Raw genomic sequence first — 16481 nt, forward strand, 5'->3', positions numbered from 1 at the left:
ATAATTGAACCACCGCTTTAGGTTACTTTTTGACTTACTAGTATTTCCTGTTTTACAACAATCTTTCATATCATAATCGCCTAAAAAAAGAAAGGGTTTCTAATAACCAATGAAAAAATGAATCCTTTCTCTAATTAGGACTTATTTGTTCCTGAAAAGGAAAAAGTTCATTAACTAACCATTAAGTTTCTCTTTTCCTATTCAGGACTTTATTATAAACTATCTTTTAGCCTTGTTATATAGGCTATTACGTTATTTTTATCATACTTTGAAAGCATAGCATCTCTATGCATAAGTGTGTAACTATCCATAGGCATCTCACCGTTTTCTATCTGCTTTATGATCGAGCGTAGTTTGCTGTTTTTTCTTCTATCTGAATAGTTTCCCCATTCATTAAAATTCAGCTCGGCTTTGCCTTCTTTTACGTGATCTTTCAGATACCAAGCTACTGGCTGAATCTTATTGTAACACGGATATTCGGTATTATTACTGTGACAATCATAGCAAGACACCTTCAACTGATTTTCGATTTTTGATGGCACATTATTGACCACCATAAAATCAGTTTTTGGTGTAGTGTAATTTGTGTTTTTCTCCGTTGGAAAAAATTGAATTACTATAAACGCTACAAGCGCTATCCAAGCTATAACTCTAAGTATTTTCATTTAGTTAATCTCACGCTGTACTTTACCACATTTCAACATTTGGCTTCCGTAATATGGATTACGCACTTCCTTGTCCATACTCAACCAAGAGCTACCTCCATCATACATTGGGCAAAATTGCTCGTAGAGTGTAATTTCTGTTCCAGTTATTGCAACCATATCGGTTACATCCTTGCTCAATATTTTAAAATGTTCTCGCTGATGCGCTATATCACTTTCTGAAATGTGCTCTGCGTGCTCTACTGCATCTTCGATAATATCTTTTAAGTCGGCTATTTGAGTATCTGTATATTTTGAAATGTCGAGATTACCAAAACTTTTTGCCAAAGTTGCTCCTAATTCTGTCCCTTTCGCATTATCATCTGCAACCAAGGCATCTTTTAGACTGAAGTAATCATCTAACACATCTTGTGTATTACCACTTCCATTTTCGCTCATAGATATTGCCTTTTTCTCGCCGTCGTGATGACCGTCACTGTTATCGTGATTCATTTCTGAATGGTTTCCATCCGCATTGTTTTGTTCCTTCTTGCCATCTTTACAAGACACTATTGTTAAGGTTATAAATGCTATCGCAACTATTCCTAATGTTGTTTTTAAAATTTTCATTTTTTTATTATTTAGTTAATATTAATTGTTTTAAAATCTTACTGACAGTCCTCCACCTGCACCAAAACGGTTATCGTAGCTCGCCATTAATGAGAAGTTTCTTGAAAGCATATACTCGGTTCCTGCGCTCCAGACTGTTTCTGAAGTGAAGTCTTTATTAATAGGTAGATTATCTACAAAACCTAAATCTATTTGATATTCGTAATAACCGAATACTGACAGTTTAGGGAATATCATAATACTGCGTCCTACACCAATTCTTGGTCTTAATTTATTATCAATACGCACATCTAAATTGAATAAGTAGGGTGTTAAGTAACGCACCCCAACAACTGCTGTAGTGCTAAATTCATCTAAGCTATCACGTGTCTCGTTTTCTATATTCACACCACCAAAAACTCTTAAATAATCGTGTAAATAGCGTTCATAGGTAAACTCTCCTTCCAGATTATTGTTCCAACCATATTCAAAAGAGGCATTAAATTGATTTCTAATATTAGAAGTCAATAAATTAAAACCTGTAGTATGTGATGCAACATCTGCAATGCCCCAAGTGTACCATTTATTAGTTTCTTCTATAATTTTAGAAGCTGGAAATTCATCCATTCTTGGGTCTCTTGGTGTATCATAAGATACTACTCTTGCCATACCACCCATCATATGATATAAAATGTGGCAATGGAAAAACCAGTCTCCAGCCTCATCGCCATTATTCCCATAAAATTCTATGGTCATTTTTTGCATTGGTGGCACATTTACCGTGTGCTTTAATGGCGAGTATTCACCATTCTCATTAAGTACTCTAAAGAAATGCCCGTGCAAGTGCATAGGATGGTGCATCATCGTCAGGTTATTGAATGTAATGCGCGTTACCTCCTTATTATTTATTTTGATATTATCAGCCTCAGACAATGGTACACCATTCATACTCCAGATATAACGATTCATATTACCAGTAAGATTCAATAAGATTTCTTTTACAGGAACATTCTTGTCGTAGGTTGTTTTTTCGGGCGATTTTAAATAATCGTAATTATATTCGGCAAACATATCCATATCATTCATTACATCCTTCATATCCATCTCACCCATCTCCATTCCTTGCATTTCGGAATGGTCCATTTGAATCGTGTCCTTCTTCATATTGATCTCCATTCCCTGCATTTTAGAATGATCCATCTGCATTGTATCTTTCTTCAAATTCATTCCTTTCATTTTAGAATGATCTATTTGTATTGAATCCTTCTTCATATCCATTCCCTTCATTTTGGAATGGTTCATCTTTTTCATTACATCATCTTCCTTTTCCGAAGTATTCATATTCATCCCCTGCATCTTATCCATCTGCATCCCATATTCGTCTTTCATCTCAAAACGTTCATCTTTACCTGGCTGAAACTTTAAAGCGTGTGCACCCATTTTCATATCCATCTTTGCCATTTTTTGCATCATCCCAATTTTATCTGGTCTTTGAACATCCATAGCAGGTAATGTTTTACCATTTCCAAGAAAAGCAGATGCGGTTCCCGAACCATCTTGTGCGGTTATTTTAAATTCCATTTTGCCTTCTTGAGGTACTGTAACAACAAAATCATACGTTTCAGCTACACCTATAAATGTTTTATTCCTTTCTACAGGAACTACATCTAATCCATCTGAAGAAACCAGTACAGGTACCTCTCCACCAAACGTCATCCAAAAAGAGGTAGAAGCTCCTCCATTAATCATTCGCAGTCTTATTTTTTCACCAGGTTTAAATTCTGGGTACTCAATACTTTCTTCTCCATTAATTAAAAATGCAGGATAGTAGACATCTGCTATATCTGCTCCTTCCATACGCTGTCTCCAAAAATCTAATTGTGCTCCAAAAGCGCCACGTGCGATTACTTGATTTAGTGGTGTAGCAGTTCCTTTTTTAATTCCATACCATTCGTTACCACGTTTTAAATTACGCAATACATTCATTGGCTTTTCATTTGTCCAATCAGATAACACTAAAACCAATTCTTTATCATAATCCAACACTTTTTCTTTAGGCTGAATAACTATTGACCCATAAACACCGCTTTGTTCTTGTAACATCGTATGCGAGTGATACCAATAGGTTCCAGATTGTTTGATAGGAAACTCATATTTTTGTGTATGTCCTGGTTCTATAGGTGGTGTATTTAAGTATGGAACACCATCATAGAAATTAGGTAGTAAAAGTCCGTGCCAATGCACAGAAGTCTCTACATCCATTTCGTTTTTTACATAGATAACCGCATATTCTCCTTCTGTAAATTCAAGAGTAGGACCAGGAATTGTTCCATTTACGGTCATCCCCATAACGTCTTTTCCTGCTTTGTTAACCATTGCTTGTCGCAAGGTTATGGTATGTTCTCTTACTGGAGGATTGTTTATGTTGCCTTGTTTCTCTTGTGCAAAAGCACCTGTAATAAAGGCAGTTAGAAACAGTAATATTATTTTATCTTTCATTTTATCTTTCATTATGTTGACACAAAATTACTCCTGATTTAAAGCTTATTGTATCACAATTATGGTTCTTATCTACCTAATTTGGTCTAAGGCGTTTCTTATACTTTTTTGACTATTCTTATAGTCTGTTAGACTTAAACCTGTTTCATTTTTAAATAGCCTACTTAAGTGATTGACATTGCTATAATCAAGTAGTTGTGAAATTTCTGTAAAGTTATTTTCTTGTAATTGTATCAACTCTTTCACTTTTTCAATTTTTAATTTGATAAAGTATTTCTCTATGGTTATACTTTCATTGAATGAGAAAATTTTACTAATTTTTGAGTACTCTAAATTCATTGTGAATTCTAAATATTTAGAAAGCGTTTTTTCTAATCGCAAAGGCAATTTTTGTAATAGTTTGATGAGTTCAATTTTAGTTTGTTCTACTAATTGCTGGTCTTGACCAAGTAGAATTTCAAAACCATTGCTTTCTAGAGTAGTTTTTATGTTCTTAAAATCATCATTGGATTTCTCTTCGTAAATAATAGAGCCTAATTCAATATGCTTTAAATGAATGCCTAATGTTTCAACATCACTTTGGATAGCTTTAATACAGCGGTTACACACCATATTTTTTATGAATAATTTCTTTTCCATCGGTTAGTTAATTAGGTAATTAATAAGTGCAGACTGTATGTAATACATCTGTATCGACTCTACTTGATTTAACTCAAATTTGAGTTGTAACTCCTGTATATCCAGCACATCATTAAAATCAATAGTGCCCGTTTCATAATTCTTGATTAGAATTTGCTCGGCATCTTTAGCTTGCTTTAAATTTTGCTTTTGTGTATTGTAGGCAATTCGAGCTTGGTTACGTTGGGATGTTGCTTTCGCAAAAGCGGACTCCAGCACATTCAATCGCTGTTTTTTTTGCATCTCAATTTCTTTCTGACGCAATTCGTTTTGCTTTGTTATAGATTTATAGCGATTGTTAAAAAGCGGAACAGTAACCGAAATCATAGGCATTAAAATGTCCTTACCGTTATCGCTGAAATTCATATCAGCCATTTCAGAAACTGGTAGGTAGTCTACCCCAAAACCTATCATTGGTAAACCTTCACGTTGGTTCAGTAATTCGGCTTGTGAGACGGATTCGTAGAGTTTATCGTATTTAAGCAGTTCGGGGTTGAACTTTAATGCGTCATAACTAGAGATGGTATCTTCATCAGGCAGTGGTAAAAAAGTAACAGTTTCGACCGATTTATCATACTCCCTATTCAAAAGTTTATTTAAAGCCGTCTGGATGCCTAATACTTGTTGCTCTAGAACTTCCTTTTTTTGAACTAATTCATTCTGCCTTATCTGCAACCGCAACACATCTACTGCTGATGCTTTACCAACCTCTACAGATGTTAACGCAAGTTTTTCATAGGTTTTCAACAATTGAATATTTTTGTCAAGTATTTTATGTTGTGTTCTAATTTCATAAAGCTTGTAATATATTTCTGCAACTGAAAGTGCCAATTTTCTTTTGGCAATGGTAATTTCCACATATTCAGTTTCGGCCATAGAAGTGGCATAGTTTTCTCTAGCTGTAATAGTGCCGAACCAAGGTAACATTTGTTTAAAACCAATTCGTGCGCGTTGCGCTCCTGTTCTCGTCTCCGGTTCGCTTACAAAATACCCTACACTAAATTCTGTATTTGGAATCCAGTCCACTTCATTTACTTTTTCTTCGGCGATGTTGTACCGTAAATTATAGGCTTGAATTTCTGGATTATTGCTATTTGCCTCTTCGATGTAGGTCTGTAATTGTTGTGCTTTCGAGATAGTGGAAACGAACAAAAGACATACTATTATTTTTAAATTTTTCATTTGTTTGCTCTTTTAAGTTGATACTCTTTCTTCCAGCTAAATAACACAGGTAATAAGAAATAAGAGGTAATGTCGATTATCATCCCACCAAAAATAGGGATCGCCATAGGTATCATTATATCGCTTCCTTTTCCTGTAGAAGTTAAAATGGGTAACAGCGCTAAAATGGTCGTTACAGTTGTCATTAGGCAAGGACGGATTCTCTTACCGGCAGCTTCTAGGGTTGCCAATCGAATTCCCTTTTTGTCCGTTGGATTTTCTCTATCGAAGGACTGTGTGAGATAGGTTGCCATTACAACGCCATCATCTGTAGCAATACCGAAAAGTGCAATAAATCCTACCCAAACCGCCACACTTAAATTGATGGTTTTCATATTGAATAGGTCCCGCATATTTTCTCCAAATAGATTAAAATTGAAGAACCAATCTTGACCGTACAACCAAATCATAATGAAGCCACCTGCAAACGCTATAGCAATTCCTGAAAAAACCATAAGCGATGTGCTCACAGATTTGAACTGGAAGTATAGAATCAAGAAAATGATTGCAAGTGCAAGCGGAACTACAACAGAAAGTGTTTTCTCTGCTCGTAATTGATTTTCGTAAGTCCCTGTAAACTTGTAACTGATTCCTTTAGGAACGATTAACTCGCCAGCCTCAATTTTCTTTTTAAACAAAGCCTGTGCATTTTCAACCACATCTACTTCGGCAAAACCATCTAGCTTATCAAAAAGCACATAACCTATCAGAAAAGTGTCCTCACTTTTAATTACTTGTGGTCCCTGTTCATAGCGAATATCCACCAGCTCGCCTAAAGGAACAGGACTCCCTTTTTCTACGGGTACATAAATCTTTTTGAGGTCGTCTGGATTGCCACGTAACTCCCTTGGATAGCGAACACGAACTCCATAACGCTCACGACCTTCTACAGTTTGGGTAAGTGGCATACCGCCTACGGCTACTTGTAGCACTTCTTGAACATCCATAATTGAAATTCCGTATCGCGCCAATTGCTCTCTTTTTATATCAATAAGTAAATAAGGTTTACCTACAATACGGTCTGCAAAAACAGCTTGCTCTTTAACGCCCTCGGATTGTTTTAATAATTCTTCCAATTGCAAGCCAAAAGCTTCAATAGTTTTTAAATCAGGACCTTTTACTTTAATTCCCATAGGTGCTCGCATTCCAGTTTGAAGCATTACCAATCTTGTCTCGATAGGTTGTAACTTCGGCGCAGAGGTAACCCCAGGGAATTTGGTGACCTTAACAATTTCATTCCAAATATCATTAGGACTGTTTATATCTGGTCGCCAGTTTCGGTAGTATTCTCCATCATCATCAGGAATTAATTCCTCACGAGTTGCATTTGTTTTTAGTTGAGATGCTTCGTAGTTTGCATTATCATCGATTTCATTATTTGGATTGATAATGAACTTATTATTTTTCAGTACAAACAATCCGTCTTCATTGATTTGATAACGTTGTCTCTCTCCAACTTCATTCCGCATATATTCAGATTTATACTGAATCATATTTTCATACATTGAAAGCGGTGCTGGGTCGAGTGCAGATTCTGTTCGTCCAGATTTTCCAACTACAGTTTCTATTTCGGGAATCGTGGCGACCGCCATATCGAGTTGTTGCAGTACGCGCTTATTTTCTTCTACACCTGAGTGCGGTAAAGAAGTAGGCATTAAAAGAAATGAGCCTTCGTTAAGCGATGGCATAAATTCTTTGCCTGTATTACGCATTATAACCGCTCCTAAAATGAACACCGTTGTTGGAATGATTAAAAATAGCAGTCGGTTTTCAAGTGCCCAGCGTAATATATTGTCATAATACCTTTGGAAAATTGAAAACACACCCAGTAATCCAAAACAGATAATCGATACAAAAATCAAGTTCATTAGGATACTACGGTCAAAACCAAGCGGTCGCCAATATTCAGCAAGTAAGAAAACAATTGCAATGCAGGAAATAATGATATGAAGTAGATTGGCTCTTTTTGTGGTAACAATATCCCGAACGCTCAGTAAGGCAACCACGCCATACCCTATCAAAACAAGCCCCAACCAATAGCCATAAATAATAGCAGCTATGCCAAGAATGATGAGCAAACCATTTAGAATATATTTAGAACGCTCTCTAATATTGGTTTTTCTGAACAGGTAAGCTGCAAATGGCGGTATCAAAAAAAGTGCAATAACTAAGGCAGCAGTAAGCGCCGCTGTTTTCGTAAATGCCAGTGGTCTGAAAAGTTTTCCCTCGGCACCTATCAATGTAAATACTGGTATGAAACTTATGATGGTTGTGAGAACAGCTGTTAAAATAGCTCCTGAAACTTCAGCTGTAGCATTATAGACAATTTCATTTGTAGTGTATTCGATTCCACTTTCTTTAAAACGTAATTTTTCATCTTCCAAATGCCGAATCATATTTTCGGCAAGAATGACTCCAACATCTACCATAGTACCGATGGCAATGGCAATACCTGAAAGTGCAACGATATTTGCATCTACATTGAATAGCTTCATCGCTATAAAAACCATCAAAACGGCGACAGGCAATAATCCAGAAATTAGAATGGATGCACGCAGGTTGAACACCATCACGATGATAACCAGAATTGTAATTAGAATTTCAAGCGTAAGAGCTTCATTGAGCGTGTGAAGTGTTTCTTGAATCAGTTCCGTACGGTCATAAAATGGAACAATGGTTACTTGTGAAGTGCGACCGTCTGCCAAAACTTTGCTTGGCAATCCCGATGAGAGTTCTGCTATCTGGTCTTTCACATTATTGATAACCTCCATTGGATTTGCACCGTAGCGAGCCACAACAACACCACCCACAACTTCAGCACCTTCCTTATCTAAAATACCACGTCTAGTCTGTGGTCCTAAATTTACTTTTGCAATATCCTTGATTCGTATAGAAGTAAAATTTTCTGAAGTGACTACGGCATTTTCAATGTCAGCCACAGATTTCACATAACCCAAACCACGAACTAAATATTCTGCTTGATTTATTTCCAAGGTCTGCGCCCCAATATCTTGGTTGCTTTCCTTTACCGCTTTTACGACATCACTCAAACTAATAGTGTATTGTCGCATTTTTTCAGGGTCAACATCTACTTGATATTCCTGAACATAACCACCTATAGAAGCTACTTCTGAAACACCACTTGCCGAAGACAAACCATATTTTACATAGTAATCTTGAATGCTCCGTAGTTCCTGTAAATCCCATCCACCCGTTACATTTCCTTCTTCATCACGTCCTTCCAAAGTGTACCAATATATTTGACCTAAACCTGTGGCATCAGGTCCTAAAGATGGGTTTACGCCATCTGGTAATAGGTTTGCTGGCAGTGAATTTAGTTTCTCTAAAATCCGACTACGAGACCAGTAAAACTCAATATCTTCTTCAAAAATGATATAGATACTGGAAAATCCGAACATAGAGGAACTACGAATCGTTTTTACTCCAGGAATACCCAATAAGGAAGTTGTTAAAGGATAGGTAATTTGGTCTTCAATATCTTGTGGGGAACGACCTTGCCACTTGGTAAAAACAATCTGTTGATTTTCCCCAATATCTGGAATGGCATCTACTGCAACAGGATTCGAAGGTAAAAAACTGGTGTCCCATCCAAAAGGTGCATTTACAACGCCCCAACCTATAAATAAGGTGAGCATTAAAACTGCGACGAGTTTGTTTTCTATAAGGTATTTGATAGCTTTATTAAGCATATATTTTGATAATTAAACAGTTATGAAAGGATTGAAATTCTGTTATACAGAAAAGCAAACACAACAAGTTGAGCCCTAGACGGAAAAACCATAGGGCAAAAAGATTACTGTTTAAAAATCAAATAAGGAAAGTCTGGTGCAATACCTGCACATCCCGTTTGACAAAGGGTGGTGCATAATCGAAGAAAGGAACTTCGTTAGATGCTGTTCCTTCAAAAAGACTGATATATGAATATGCGAATGAAGCAACAAAGACTTGCTGGTCAAAAGTAAGATTGGAAAAATTATTTTTTAAGTCATCTTGTCCATCAATAGTCAATTGGTCATCTGAACAACAAGATTTTTTTGATAATTCTGGATTCTCACAAGTAGATGCTATTTCAGCATTTTCCATTCCACAAGTCTCTACATTATGAAAGAAAGAGAAATCAACCATATTACCTCCACAATAATGCATATCAATCGTGAACGACGTTGTAGTAAGCAATACTACCAAAGCCATTGCAATTGAAATTATTTTATGAAATAATTGTTTCATTGTTGCAAATATACAAGAATTTAACATTTTTTTATTGAGTTTAACAACAATTTAATTGACACTATCCATTTTGAAGAAAATTATATTTATGGGTTTCAATTGCAAACTCTGTTAAAATAAAGTTTAAATAATATCATTCGGTAGTATTTTATGGCAGATAGAAACAATATTTATTTGGTAACGCATAAGTTCAATATGTTGTACCTAATGTTGTACCTGAGCCATAAAAAAACCTCTCAGTTTCCTGAAAGGCTTGATTTTACTAGTAGCGGGAACTGGACTCGAACCAGTGACCTTCGGGTTATGAGCTTGATACTAACAAAAATTATTGATAGTTCCATATTTTTTTCTTTAAAGTGTAATTAAGAATTTTCAGCCGTTTTTTCTTTTTCAATTTCATTAAATTGGACCCGTAATTTTCGCATATCATCACTTACTTTTCGTTCTATAACTTTCGCATAAATTTGAGTAGTAGCTATCTTTGAATGCCCCAATAATTTTGAAACGGTTTCTATAGGCATCCCGTTACTTAGAGTGACAGTTGTGGCAAAAGTATGCCTGGCAATATGAAAAGTGAGATTCTTTTCTATACCGCATACGTCTGCTATTTCCTTTAGATAAGAATTCAATTTCTGGTTTGATATTTTGGGAAATACTCTGCCTTGTAAAATCGCTTTTTGGTTATCCTTATACTTATCTATGATATCCAAAGCTTTTGGCAATAAAGGAATATGAATAGGCTTGGTTGTTTTTTCACGATTATAATAAATCCATAGTTCCCCATCAATACCAATTCGAATATTCTCGGCGCTAAGATTGATAGCATCGATATAACTCAAACTCGTATAGCAACTAAAGACAAACAAATCCCTTACCAATTGTAATCTTGGAATAGTGAAATTCTTTTTCTCTATTTCCTGAAGTTCCAATAGACTTAAAAAGCCGCGTTCAGTCTTAATTCGTTTCGCCTTAAAATTAATGAAAGGGTCGCGTTCCATCCATCCCAATTTACGCGATAGGTTAATCAGTTTTCTAAAGCGTTCTATATGCTTCATAACTGTATTGTTCCCCATGCGCCTTTGATGATCTTGGGGAATATAGCCTCTCAAAAACTTCTCAAACTTTATGATAAAGTCATAATCCAGTTCCCTTAACTGTATATCTGGACTCTTATCAGCCTTTGAGAGAAACCTAGAAATATAGCGCTGTGTTGTAAAATAGTTCTTTTGAGTTCCCCATTTCAGTTTCCCTTGCATATCCTCATTATGATAGTTAATGATATCCAAGACCGAACGGTTGATTGCATCCAAACCAAGAAACCTTGCTTTAACCGACCGCGCAGTTATTTGCTTATGTTCTGACTTTAAGTCTTGATAGGCTTGAAATAACTGATTATAAGTTTCGTCTAGATAGGTATTAAGGATACGTGATTTTTGTCCGGTGCCCTTTGCCCTATTTCTGTCACTATCCCAGTTGGTTATTAAAACTTTGCGATTTAAACTGATGGCAGCCCTGTTTCCGTTTACGGTAATCCGCGCGTAAAGTGATGCCTCACTGTTCTTTGTTCTGGATAAGTTTACCCAAAACAGAATACTGAATGAAGAAGATGTTTTCATAATTTCGTCTTTTTATTAACATTAAATGTTGTTATCAGACGAAAGTCAAATCACTTAAAGATACATTTATTTAGCCTACGTCCATGAATTTTAACAATTCGGTCAACACTTTTTTAAAAATTAATTTGTTAACCGAATTGTTGACGTGTTCTTTGGATATAATTGTTTTTTTTTGATATTCCTAATAACATAAAAGCCTGTTAATCATAAGATTAACAGGCTTTTAGTATGGATTGATATCCAGTTTCGTCGGGATGACAGGATTTGAACCTGCGACCACACGGCCCCCAGCCGTGTACGCTACCGGACTGCGCCACATCCCGAAATCGGATTGCAAAAATATAAAAGTTATTTAGATAATCCATTCTCTTTTTAAAGAATTCCTTGATTTTCTGTACAACATCTTTTTTATCAAATCGTTGTTATTTTTTTAACCAAACGTTCCAAACATATGAAGTACACTTTAAAAGAACTGACTTACATTTTCTTTTTGATTTTTTGCATCGCGTGTTCCAAGGACGAGGAAAACCATCTGCAAGAAATCGATTCTCCGGATATTAGCACCGGAAGCATAAAAATTTGCGAGGCCAAAGGCAATGGCAAACTTTATGAAGTCGGGCCGGGAAAAGAATATGAAAACATTATCGATGTCCCTACCGAAAATTTAGGACCTGGCGATGCCGTTCGAATCTATGCAAAAGACAAACCCTATTACGAACGGATCATCATAAGTACCCGCGGTACAGAAACCGAACCGATTTGCATATGTGGGGTTCCCGATGAAAATGGTAAACTACCTGTCTTAGACGGCACAAATTCCAGGGTAAGACCCATTGACCTCCGCTCGTATTTCAATTCTACCATAGCCTACCTCGGTATGGTCATAATTAGTGCAACAGCCGACAACCACCCGGAGTATATCAATATCAGCAACCTACAGATACAAGGGGCACATCAATATAAAGAAGACGACTCACAAAAAACTTATGAAATGGGTTCTGAAAAGCTGAAGCCCTTTTCAAGGGCCGCCTCTGGTATTTATATGAGGGGTGCCCATATAGAAGTGAACAACTGTATCATCACTCATAACGGAAATGGCATTTTCGGGGCCTATAACAGTCCCAAAGACCCCTTAATAGATGTACGGTTGAACAACAACATCATTAAAGGCAATGGCACCTTCAATGTTTCCCAACAACACAATATTTATATCGAGGCGGATGGCCTTGTTTCTATAGGAAATCAATTCGGACCCGTTCGAGAAGGTTCCCATGGCGCAAACTACAAAAGCCGGTCGGCAGGGGATGTTATCATGTACAATCGTTTTGTCGGCCCAGCAGCAAGACAAATCAACCTTGCCGAAACAGAAAACGCCGTAGATTACTTTCCTCAATTGGATTCTTTTAAAACCACCTATTTTGCCGGTAATATTATAGAAGGAAGCAATCCGGGAGCCGGTACTATTTTGCATTATGGAAACGATGTCGATTCCGCATCGCCCGATGGCAAAGGAAATAGAAAGGGGACCTTGTATTGTTACAACAATACTTTTGTTTTAAAAGGGAACAACAAAGTAAGCTACCGTAAGATGTTTTTTGACCTTACCTTTTGCGAAGGCACCTTGAAAGCCTTCAACAATATCCTCTACTATGAGAACGATAGTAGCGATCCCAATATACAGGTGAGTGTACTAAGAAACTCGGGGTCGGTCGGCCTATTTTCCAATAATTTGATCAGCGATGCCACCGTAGCGGCATATAGCACCAGATTTACCGGCGAAGACCAAAAACGTTGTAGCAGTGGTAGTTTGACATATGAAACCGTAGCGCAAATGATCGTTCCGGATCAAGACTTCTCAGTCGATCCCGCCAACGCCTATAAACTGCAAACCGGTTCAAAAGCTATTGATGCAGGAATGGAAATTCCGGCCTACGTCAAAAAATTAGAATATCAATTTAAGTCGCCAAATGGTGTAGAGCCCAGGGAAATAAAGGGGGCATCTATAGATATAGGGGCCTATGAATTCTAAATCAGGAGCCGATATAACAAAAACAGCAAGCCTTTTCGCTTGCTGTTTTTGTTTACTCTACTCTAGGCTTCTTAGCCATTCACAGAGGTTATCCGTCCAAGTTCTTAAATAGGGGTCCTTCAGTCCCAAAGAAAAGCCGTGTCCTCCATTTGGATATATATGCATCGTGGCCGGAACATTGTTCTTGACCAACGCCCTGTAAAACACCAAACTGTTCTCAACAGGTACCGACTTGTCATCCGTTGCATGCAATAAAAATGTAGGGGGTGTATTCGATGAAACCTGTTTTTCGTTACTAAAACGATCAACCATCCCCGGTTTAGGGTCCTTGGTCAATAAATTCTCCTGGGAGCCCCCGTGGGTAGAAGATTGGCCAAAGGTGATTACCGGGTAACACAACGCCATAAAATCGGGTCGTGCACTCCATGTATCAACGTCATCTATTGGCGTGTATACCTTCTCTTCAAAATGGGTTCCTAAAGTCGAAGCCAAATGCCCCCCAGCGGAAAAGCCCATAGCTCCAATTTTATTAGGGTCGATATGAAACGCCTCTGCCCTACTCCTTACTAAGCGCAAAGCCCTTTGCGCATCGATCAACGGCACATCCTCTTGGTGGGTCTGGGATACCGATGAAGGTAGGCGATACTTGACCACTATACCTGCAATGCCTTTACTATTCAAGAATTTGGCGATATCTGTTCCCTCCCAATCATAGGCCAAAATGCGATATCCCCCTCCAGGGAAAATCACCACTGCCTGACCGGTAGCATTCTTTTTTGAGGGTAAATACACCTCAATGGTTGGCTCTTGCACCGTACTTATAAGCAAAATATCCTCCATGACATGCTCTTCCTTCTCAAGGGATGCTACGTGGTTTGGTATCTTGTCTTTGGGCCACAACGGCATTATGGTATCTTGTGAAAAAGCGTTTACACCCATGGCTAATACAATAAGTAGTGTTATTTTATCCATTCGTATTTCTAGTTATTAATTACATTTCCATTTAAAATCGGCTACCTTATCGTTAGATGCAGCGGATAGGTTGTAATGCCACCATTCTGTCCGTATGGACCAAAATCCATGTCTTTCCATGGTTTCCTTAAGCAATAGTCGATTGTCCAACACCTCTTGGGGTAGATCCAAATTATCGTGATAGGCCCGCTTTCCAAAAAAATCAAAATCAGTACCCATATCCAATTCTTCCCCTTCCAAGGTCACCAAGGTAATGTCCACGGCACCACCCTTGTTATGTATAGATCCCTTTACAGGGTTTGCCACATATTGCGGATTGGGAACAATCTCCCACATTTTATATTGTACGGAATTTGGTCGATAACAATCGTAGAATTTAATTTTCACACCATGCTCATTAAACTCCTTATTGGCCTTTACGAGTGCTTTTGCCGTTTTTACACGGGTATAACATTCGGCACAATCATAAACCTTGGCCTTTAAGAAATTATTCTCCGTGGCATAGCGCATATCATAGGCAAAATCATCACTAAAATCGGCAAGTCTAACAAAAGTACTATCGGCCAAGCCTTCAAAGGACCTGAATTTCTTGGCTACGGGCTTTTCTTTTTTGACCGTATCCATGACTTCCAATGGCATCGGGGGTTCTATGATTTTTTTTGTTGGAGACTCTTTACAGCTGTAAATCAAAATCAAACTAAAGAGAAAAAATAATCGGCCCATATAACTGTTTCGTGGTTTGATTCCTTTATATTTAGAAGGTTGAACTAAGAAGGATCAAGTTACATATAATTCTTTGTTTGATTAAAATCCTAAGACATCAAATTTCATATGAAAAAAAATAATTTCAGAAGTTTGTTTTTACTCATTGCCCTTAGTTTCTTCTCTTGCAAGGAAGAAAAAGCGGTAGCGGAACAAAATAACGAACCTTCATTACAAAATTGGATGCTCGGATTCAAAAAAACCACTATAAATCCCATTATGGTGGCAGATTCGAGCTATACGTTTCAAGACCCGATTTCCAGGAAGGAAGTACAATGGCAAAAGGCCGATGTCTTCAACCCAGGGGCCATTGTCAGGAACGATACTGTTTTTTTATTGTTCAGGGCTGAAGACAATCCTGCTGCCATTTTGGGTGGAAGGACTTCACGAATCGGTCTTGCTTACAGTACGGACGGAATTCATTTCACCAAACATCCGGAACCGGTTCTCTATCCCGATGATGATGCATTCAGCAAATGGGACCAACCAGGGGGCATTGAGGACCCTCGTGTTGTGGAAACCCCGGAAGGCTCCTATATTATGCTGTACACCAGCTGGAACAAGGATGTGGCCCGACTCTCAAGTGCAACATCAAAAGACCTCAGAAGTTGGACCAAACACGGTCCCGTTTTTGAAACGGCACATAACGGAAAATTCCTGGACATTTGGAGTAAATCTGGTTCTATGGTGACCGAATTGGTCAATGGAAAACTTGTCGCGAAAAAAATCAACGGAAAATACCTCATGTATTGGGGGGAACTCTTTGTTAATCTGGCCCTTTCCGATGATGGAATTGATTGGGAACCCATTTTGGACGCCAATGGGGAACCCCTTCATGTCTTTAAACCATCCCCCAATGAATTCGACAGTCACTTGACCGAACCTGGACCCCCTGCGATTTATACGGAAAACGGTATTCTTTTGTTATACAACGGTAAAAACCTAAGTGGTGAGGGAGCTACGGATAAAGTCCCTGAAGGCACCTATTGTGGCGGACAAGTACTCTTCGACAAAAACGACCCGACGAAGGTTTTAGCGCGATTGGAAACCCCCTTTATCTGTCCCGACCTGCCACATGAAATCACAGGTCAGTACAAAGCTGGAACTACTTTTATCGAAGGATTGGTATATTTCAAGAACCAATGGTTTTTATATTATGGAACAGCGGATTCCATGGTAGGGTTGGCCATCAAGAAAGATTAA

Annotated in this window: 12 protein-coding genes and 1 tRNA gene; 2 read left to right on the forward strand and 11 right to left on the reverse strand. The window is 37.8% G+C overall.

The genetic code is table 11. The features are described from left to right. Window positions 1-212 precede the first annotated feature (212 nt). The 9 genes from HPE56_RS03655 to HPE56_RS03695 all read right to left on the reverse strand — a co-directional run bounded on the left by HPE56_RS03655 (window position 213) and on the right by HPE56_RS03695 (window position 11838). Window positions 213-665, reverse strand: coding sequence for a heme-binding domain-containing protein (locus HPE56_RS03655; RefSeq protein ID WP_188242388.1), 453 nt, complete (start codon window positions 663-665; stop codon window positions 213-215). Beyond that, window positions 666-1274 (reverse strand): DUF3347 domain-containing protein, encoded by a 609-nt coding sequence (locus HPE56_RS03660; protein WP_188242389.1) that lies wholly within the window; start codon window positions 1272-1274, stop codon window positions 666-668. Between the two features lie 30 nt (window positions 1275-1304). Then, the gene (locus tag HPE56_RS03665) at window positions 1305-3752 is read right to left on the reverse strand and encodes a multicopper oxidase domain-containing protein (protein WP_223170167.1); all 2448 of its coding nucleotides are present in this window, start codon (window positions 3750-3752) and stop codon (window positions 1305-1307) included. 72 nt (window positions 3753-3824) lie between these two features. After that, window positions 3825-4391: a helix-turn-helix domain-containing protein gene (locus HPE56_RS03670; RefSeq protein WP_188242391.1), complete on the reverse strand. Its 567-nt coding sequence runs from the start codon at window positions 4389-4391 to the stop codon at window positions 3825-3827. Between the two features lie 3 nt (window positions 4392-4394). Beyond that, a complete protein-coding gene (locus HPE56_RS03675; protein WP_188242392.1) occupies window positions 4395-5612 on the reverse strand; it encodes a TolC family protein in 1218 nt (405 codons plus the stop codon). Beyond that, window positions 5609-9361 (reverse strand): efflux RND transporter permease subunit, encoded by a 3753-nt coding sequence (locus tag HPE56_RS03680; protein WP_188242393.1) that lies wholly within the window; start codon window positions 9359-9361, stop codon window positions 5609-5611. Before HPE56_RS03680 ends, HPE56_RS03675 begins: the two co-directional genes overlap by 4 nt. A 118-nt stretch (window positions 9362-9479) precedes the next feature. Beyond that, a complete protein-coding gene (locus HPE56_RS03685) occupies window positions 9480-9899 on the reverse strand; it encodes an HYC_CC_PP family protein (protein ID WP_188242394.1) in 420 nt (139 codons plus the stop codon). Window positions 9900-10261: 362 nt separating this feature from the next. Next, a complete protein-coding gene (locus HPE56_RS03690) occupies window positions 10262-11515 on the reverse strand; it encodes a site-specific integrase (RefSeq protein WP_188242395.1) in 1254 nt (417 codons plus the stop codon). 249 nt (window positions 11516-11764) lie between these two features. Beyond that, a tRNA-Pro gene (locus HPE56_RS03695) sits at window positions 11765-11838 on the reverse strand. Window positions 11839-11966: 128 nt separating this feature from the next. On the opposite strand from HPE56_RS03695, the gene HPE56_RS03700 reads away from it, so the two are divergent. Continuing rightward, window positions 11967-13544 carry a right-handed parallel beta-helix repeat-containing protein gene (locus tag HPE56_RS03700; RefSeq protein WP_188242396.1) on the forward strand — a complete coding sequence of 526 codons (1578 nt, stop codon included), beginning with the start codon at window positions 11967-11969 and terminating at the stop codon, window positions 13542-13544. Window positions 13545-13601: 57 nt separating this feature from the next. Here the strand turns inward: HPE56_RS03700 and HPE56_RS03705 are convergent, their stop codons facing one another. Both HPE56_RS03705 and HPE56_RS03710 read right to left on the reverse strand, forming a co-directional pair. Next, window positions 13602-14516: an alpha/beta hydrolase gene (locus tag HPE56_RS03705; protein ID WP_188242397.1), complete on the reverse strand. Its 915-nt coding sequence runs from the start codon at window positions 14514-14516 to the stop codon at window positions 13602-13604. A 15-nt stretch (window positions 14517-14531) separates the two neighbouring features. Continuing rightward, window positions 14532-15155, reverse strand: coding sequence for a M15 family metallopeptidase (locus HPE56_RS03710; protein WP_223170168.1), 624 nt, complete (start codon window positions 15153-15155; stop codon window positions 14532-14534). A 192-nt stretch (window positions 15156-15347) separates the two neighbouring features. Between HPE56_RS03710 and HPE56_RS03715 the strand changes: the two genes are divergently transcribed. Beyond that, the gene (locus HPE56_RS03715) at window positions 15348-16481 is read left to right on the forward strand and encodes a glycoside hydrolase family 130 protein (RefSeq protein ID WP_188242399.1); all 1134 of its coding nucleotides are present in this window, start codon (window positions 15348-15350) and stop codon (window positions 16479-16481) included.

This window comes from Maribacter aquimaris, from assembly GCF_014596745.1.
GTDB lineage: Bacteria > Bacteroidota > Bacteroidia > Flavobacteriales > Flavobacteriaceae > Maribacter_A > Maribacter_A aquimaris.

What these genes read in the sequence shown, in the direction of transcription:
- HPE56_RS03655 (WP_188242388.1), bottom strand. Translation starts at nt 665, where the DNA reads ATGAAAATACTTAGAGTTATAGCTTGGATAGCGCTTGTAGCGTTTATA.
- HPE56_RS03660 (WP_188242389.1), bottom strand. Translation starts at nt 1,274, where the DNA reads ATGAAAATTTTAAAAACAACATTAGGAATAGTTGCGATAGCATTTATA.
- HPE56_RS03665 (WP_223170167.1), bottom strand. Translation starts at nt 3,752, where the DNA reads ATGAAAGATAAAATAATATTACTGTTTCTAACTGCCTTTATTACAGGT.
- HPE56_RS03670 (WP_188242391.1), bottom strand. Translation starts at nt 4,391, where the DNA reads ATGGAAAAGAAATTATTCATAAAAAATATGGTGTGTAACCGCTGTATT.
- HPE56_RS03675 (WP_188242392.1), bottom strand. Translation starts at nt 5,612, where the DNA reads ATGAAAAATTTAAAAATAATAGTATGTCTTTTGTTCGTTTCCACTATC.
- HPE56_RS03680 (WP_188242393.1), bottom strand. Translation starts at nt 9,361, where the DNA reads ATGCTTAATAAAGCTATCAAATACCTTATAGAAAACAAACTCGTCGCA.
- HPE56_RS03685 (WP_188242394.1), bottom strand. Translation starts at nt 9,899, where the DNA reads ATGAAACAATTATTTCATAAAATAATTTCAATTGCAATGGCTTTGGTA.
- HPE56_RS03690 (WP_188242395.1), bottom strand. Translation starts at nt 11,515, where the DNA reads ATGAAAACATCTTCTTCATTCAGTATTCTGTTTTGGGTAAACTTATCC.
- HPE56_RS03700 (WP_188242396.1), top strand. Translation starts at nt 11,967, where the DNA reads ATGAAGTACACTTTAAAAGAACTGACTTACATTTTCTTTTTGATTTTT.
- HPE56_RS03705 (WP_188242397.1), bottom strand. Translation starts at nt 14,516, where the DNA reads ATGGATAAAATAACACTACTTATTGTATTAGCCATGGGTGTAAACGCT.
- HPE56_RS03710 (WP_223170168.1), bottom strand. Translation starts at nt 15,155, where the DNA reads ATGCCATTGGAAGTCATGGATACGGTCAAAAAAGAAAAGCCCGTAGCC.
- HPE56_RS03715 (WP_188242399.1), top strand. Translation starts at nt 15,348, where the DNA reads ATGAAAAAAAATAATTTCAGAAGTTTGTTTTTACTCATTGCCCTTAGT.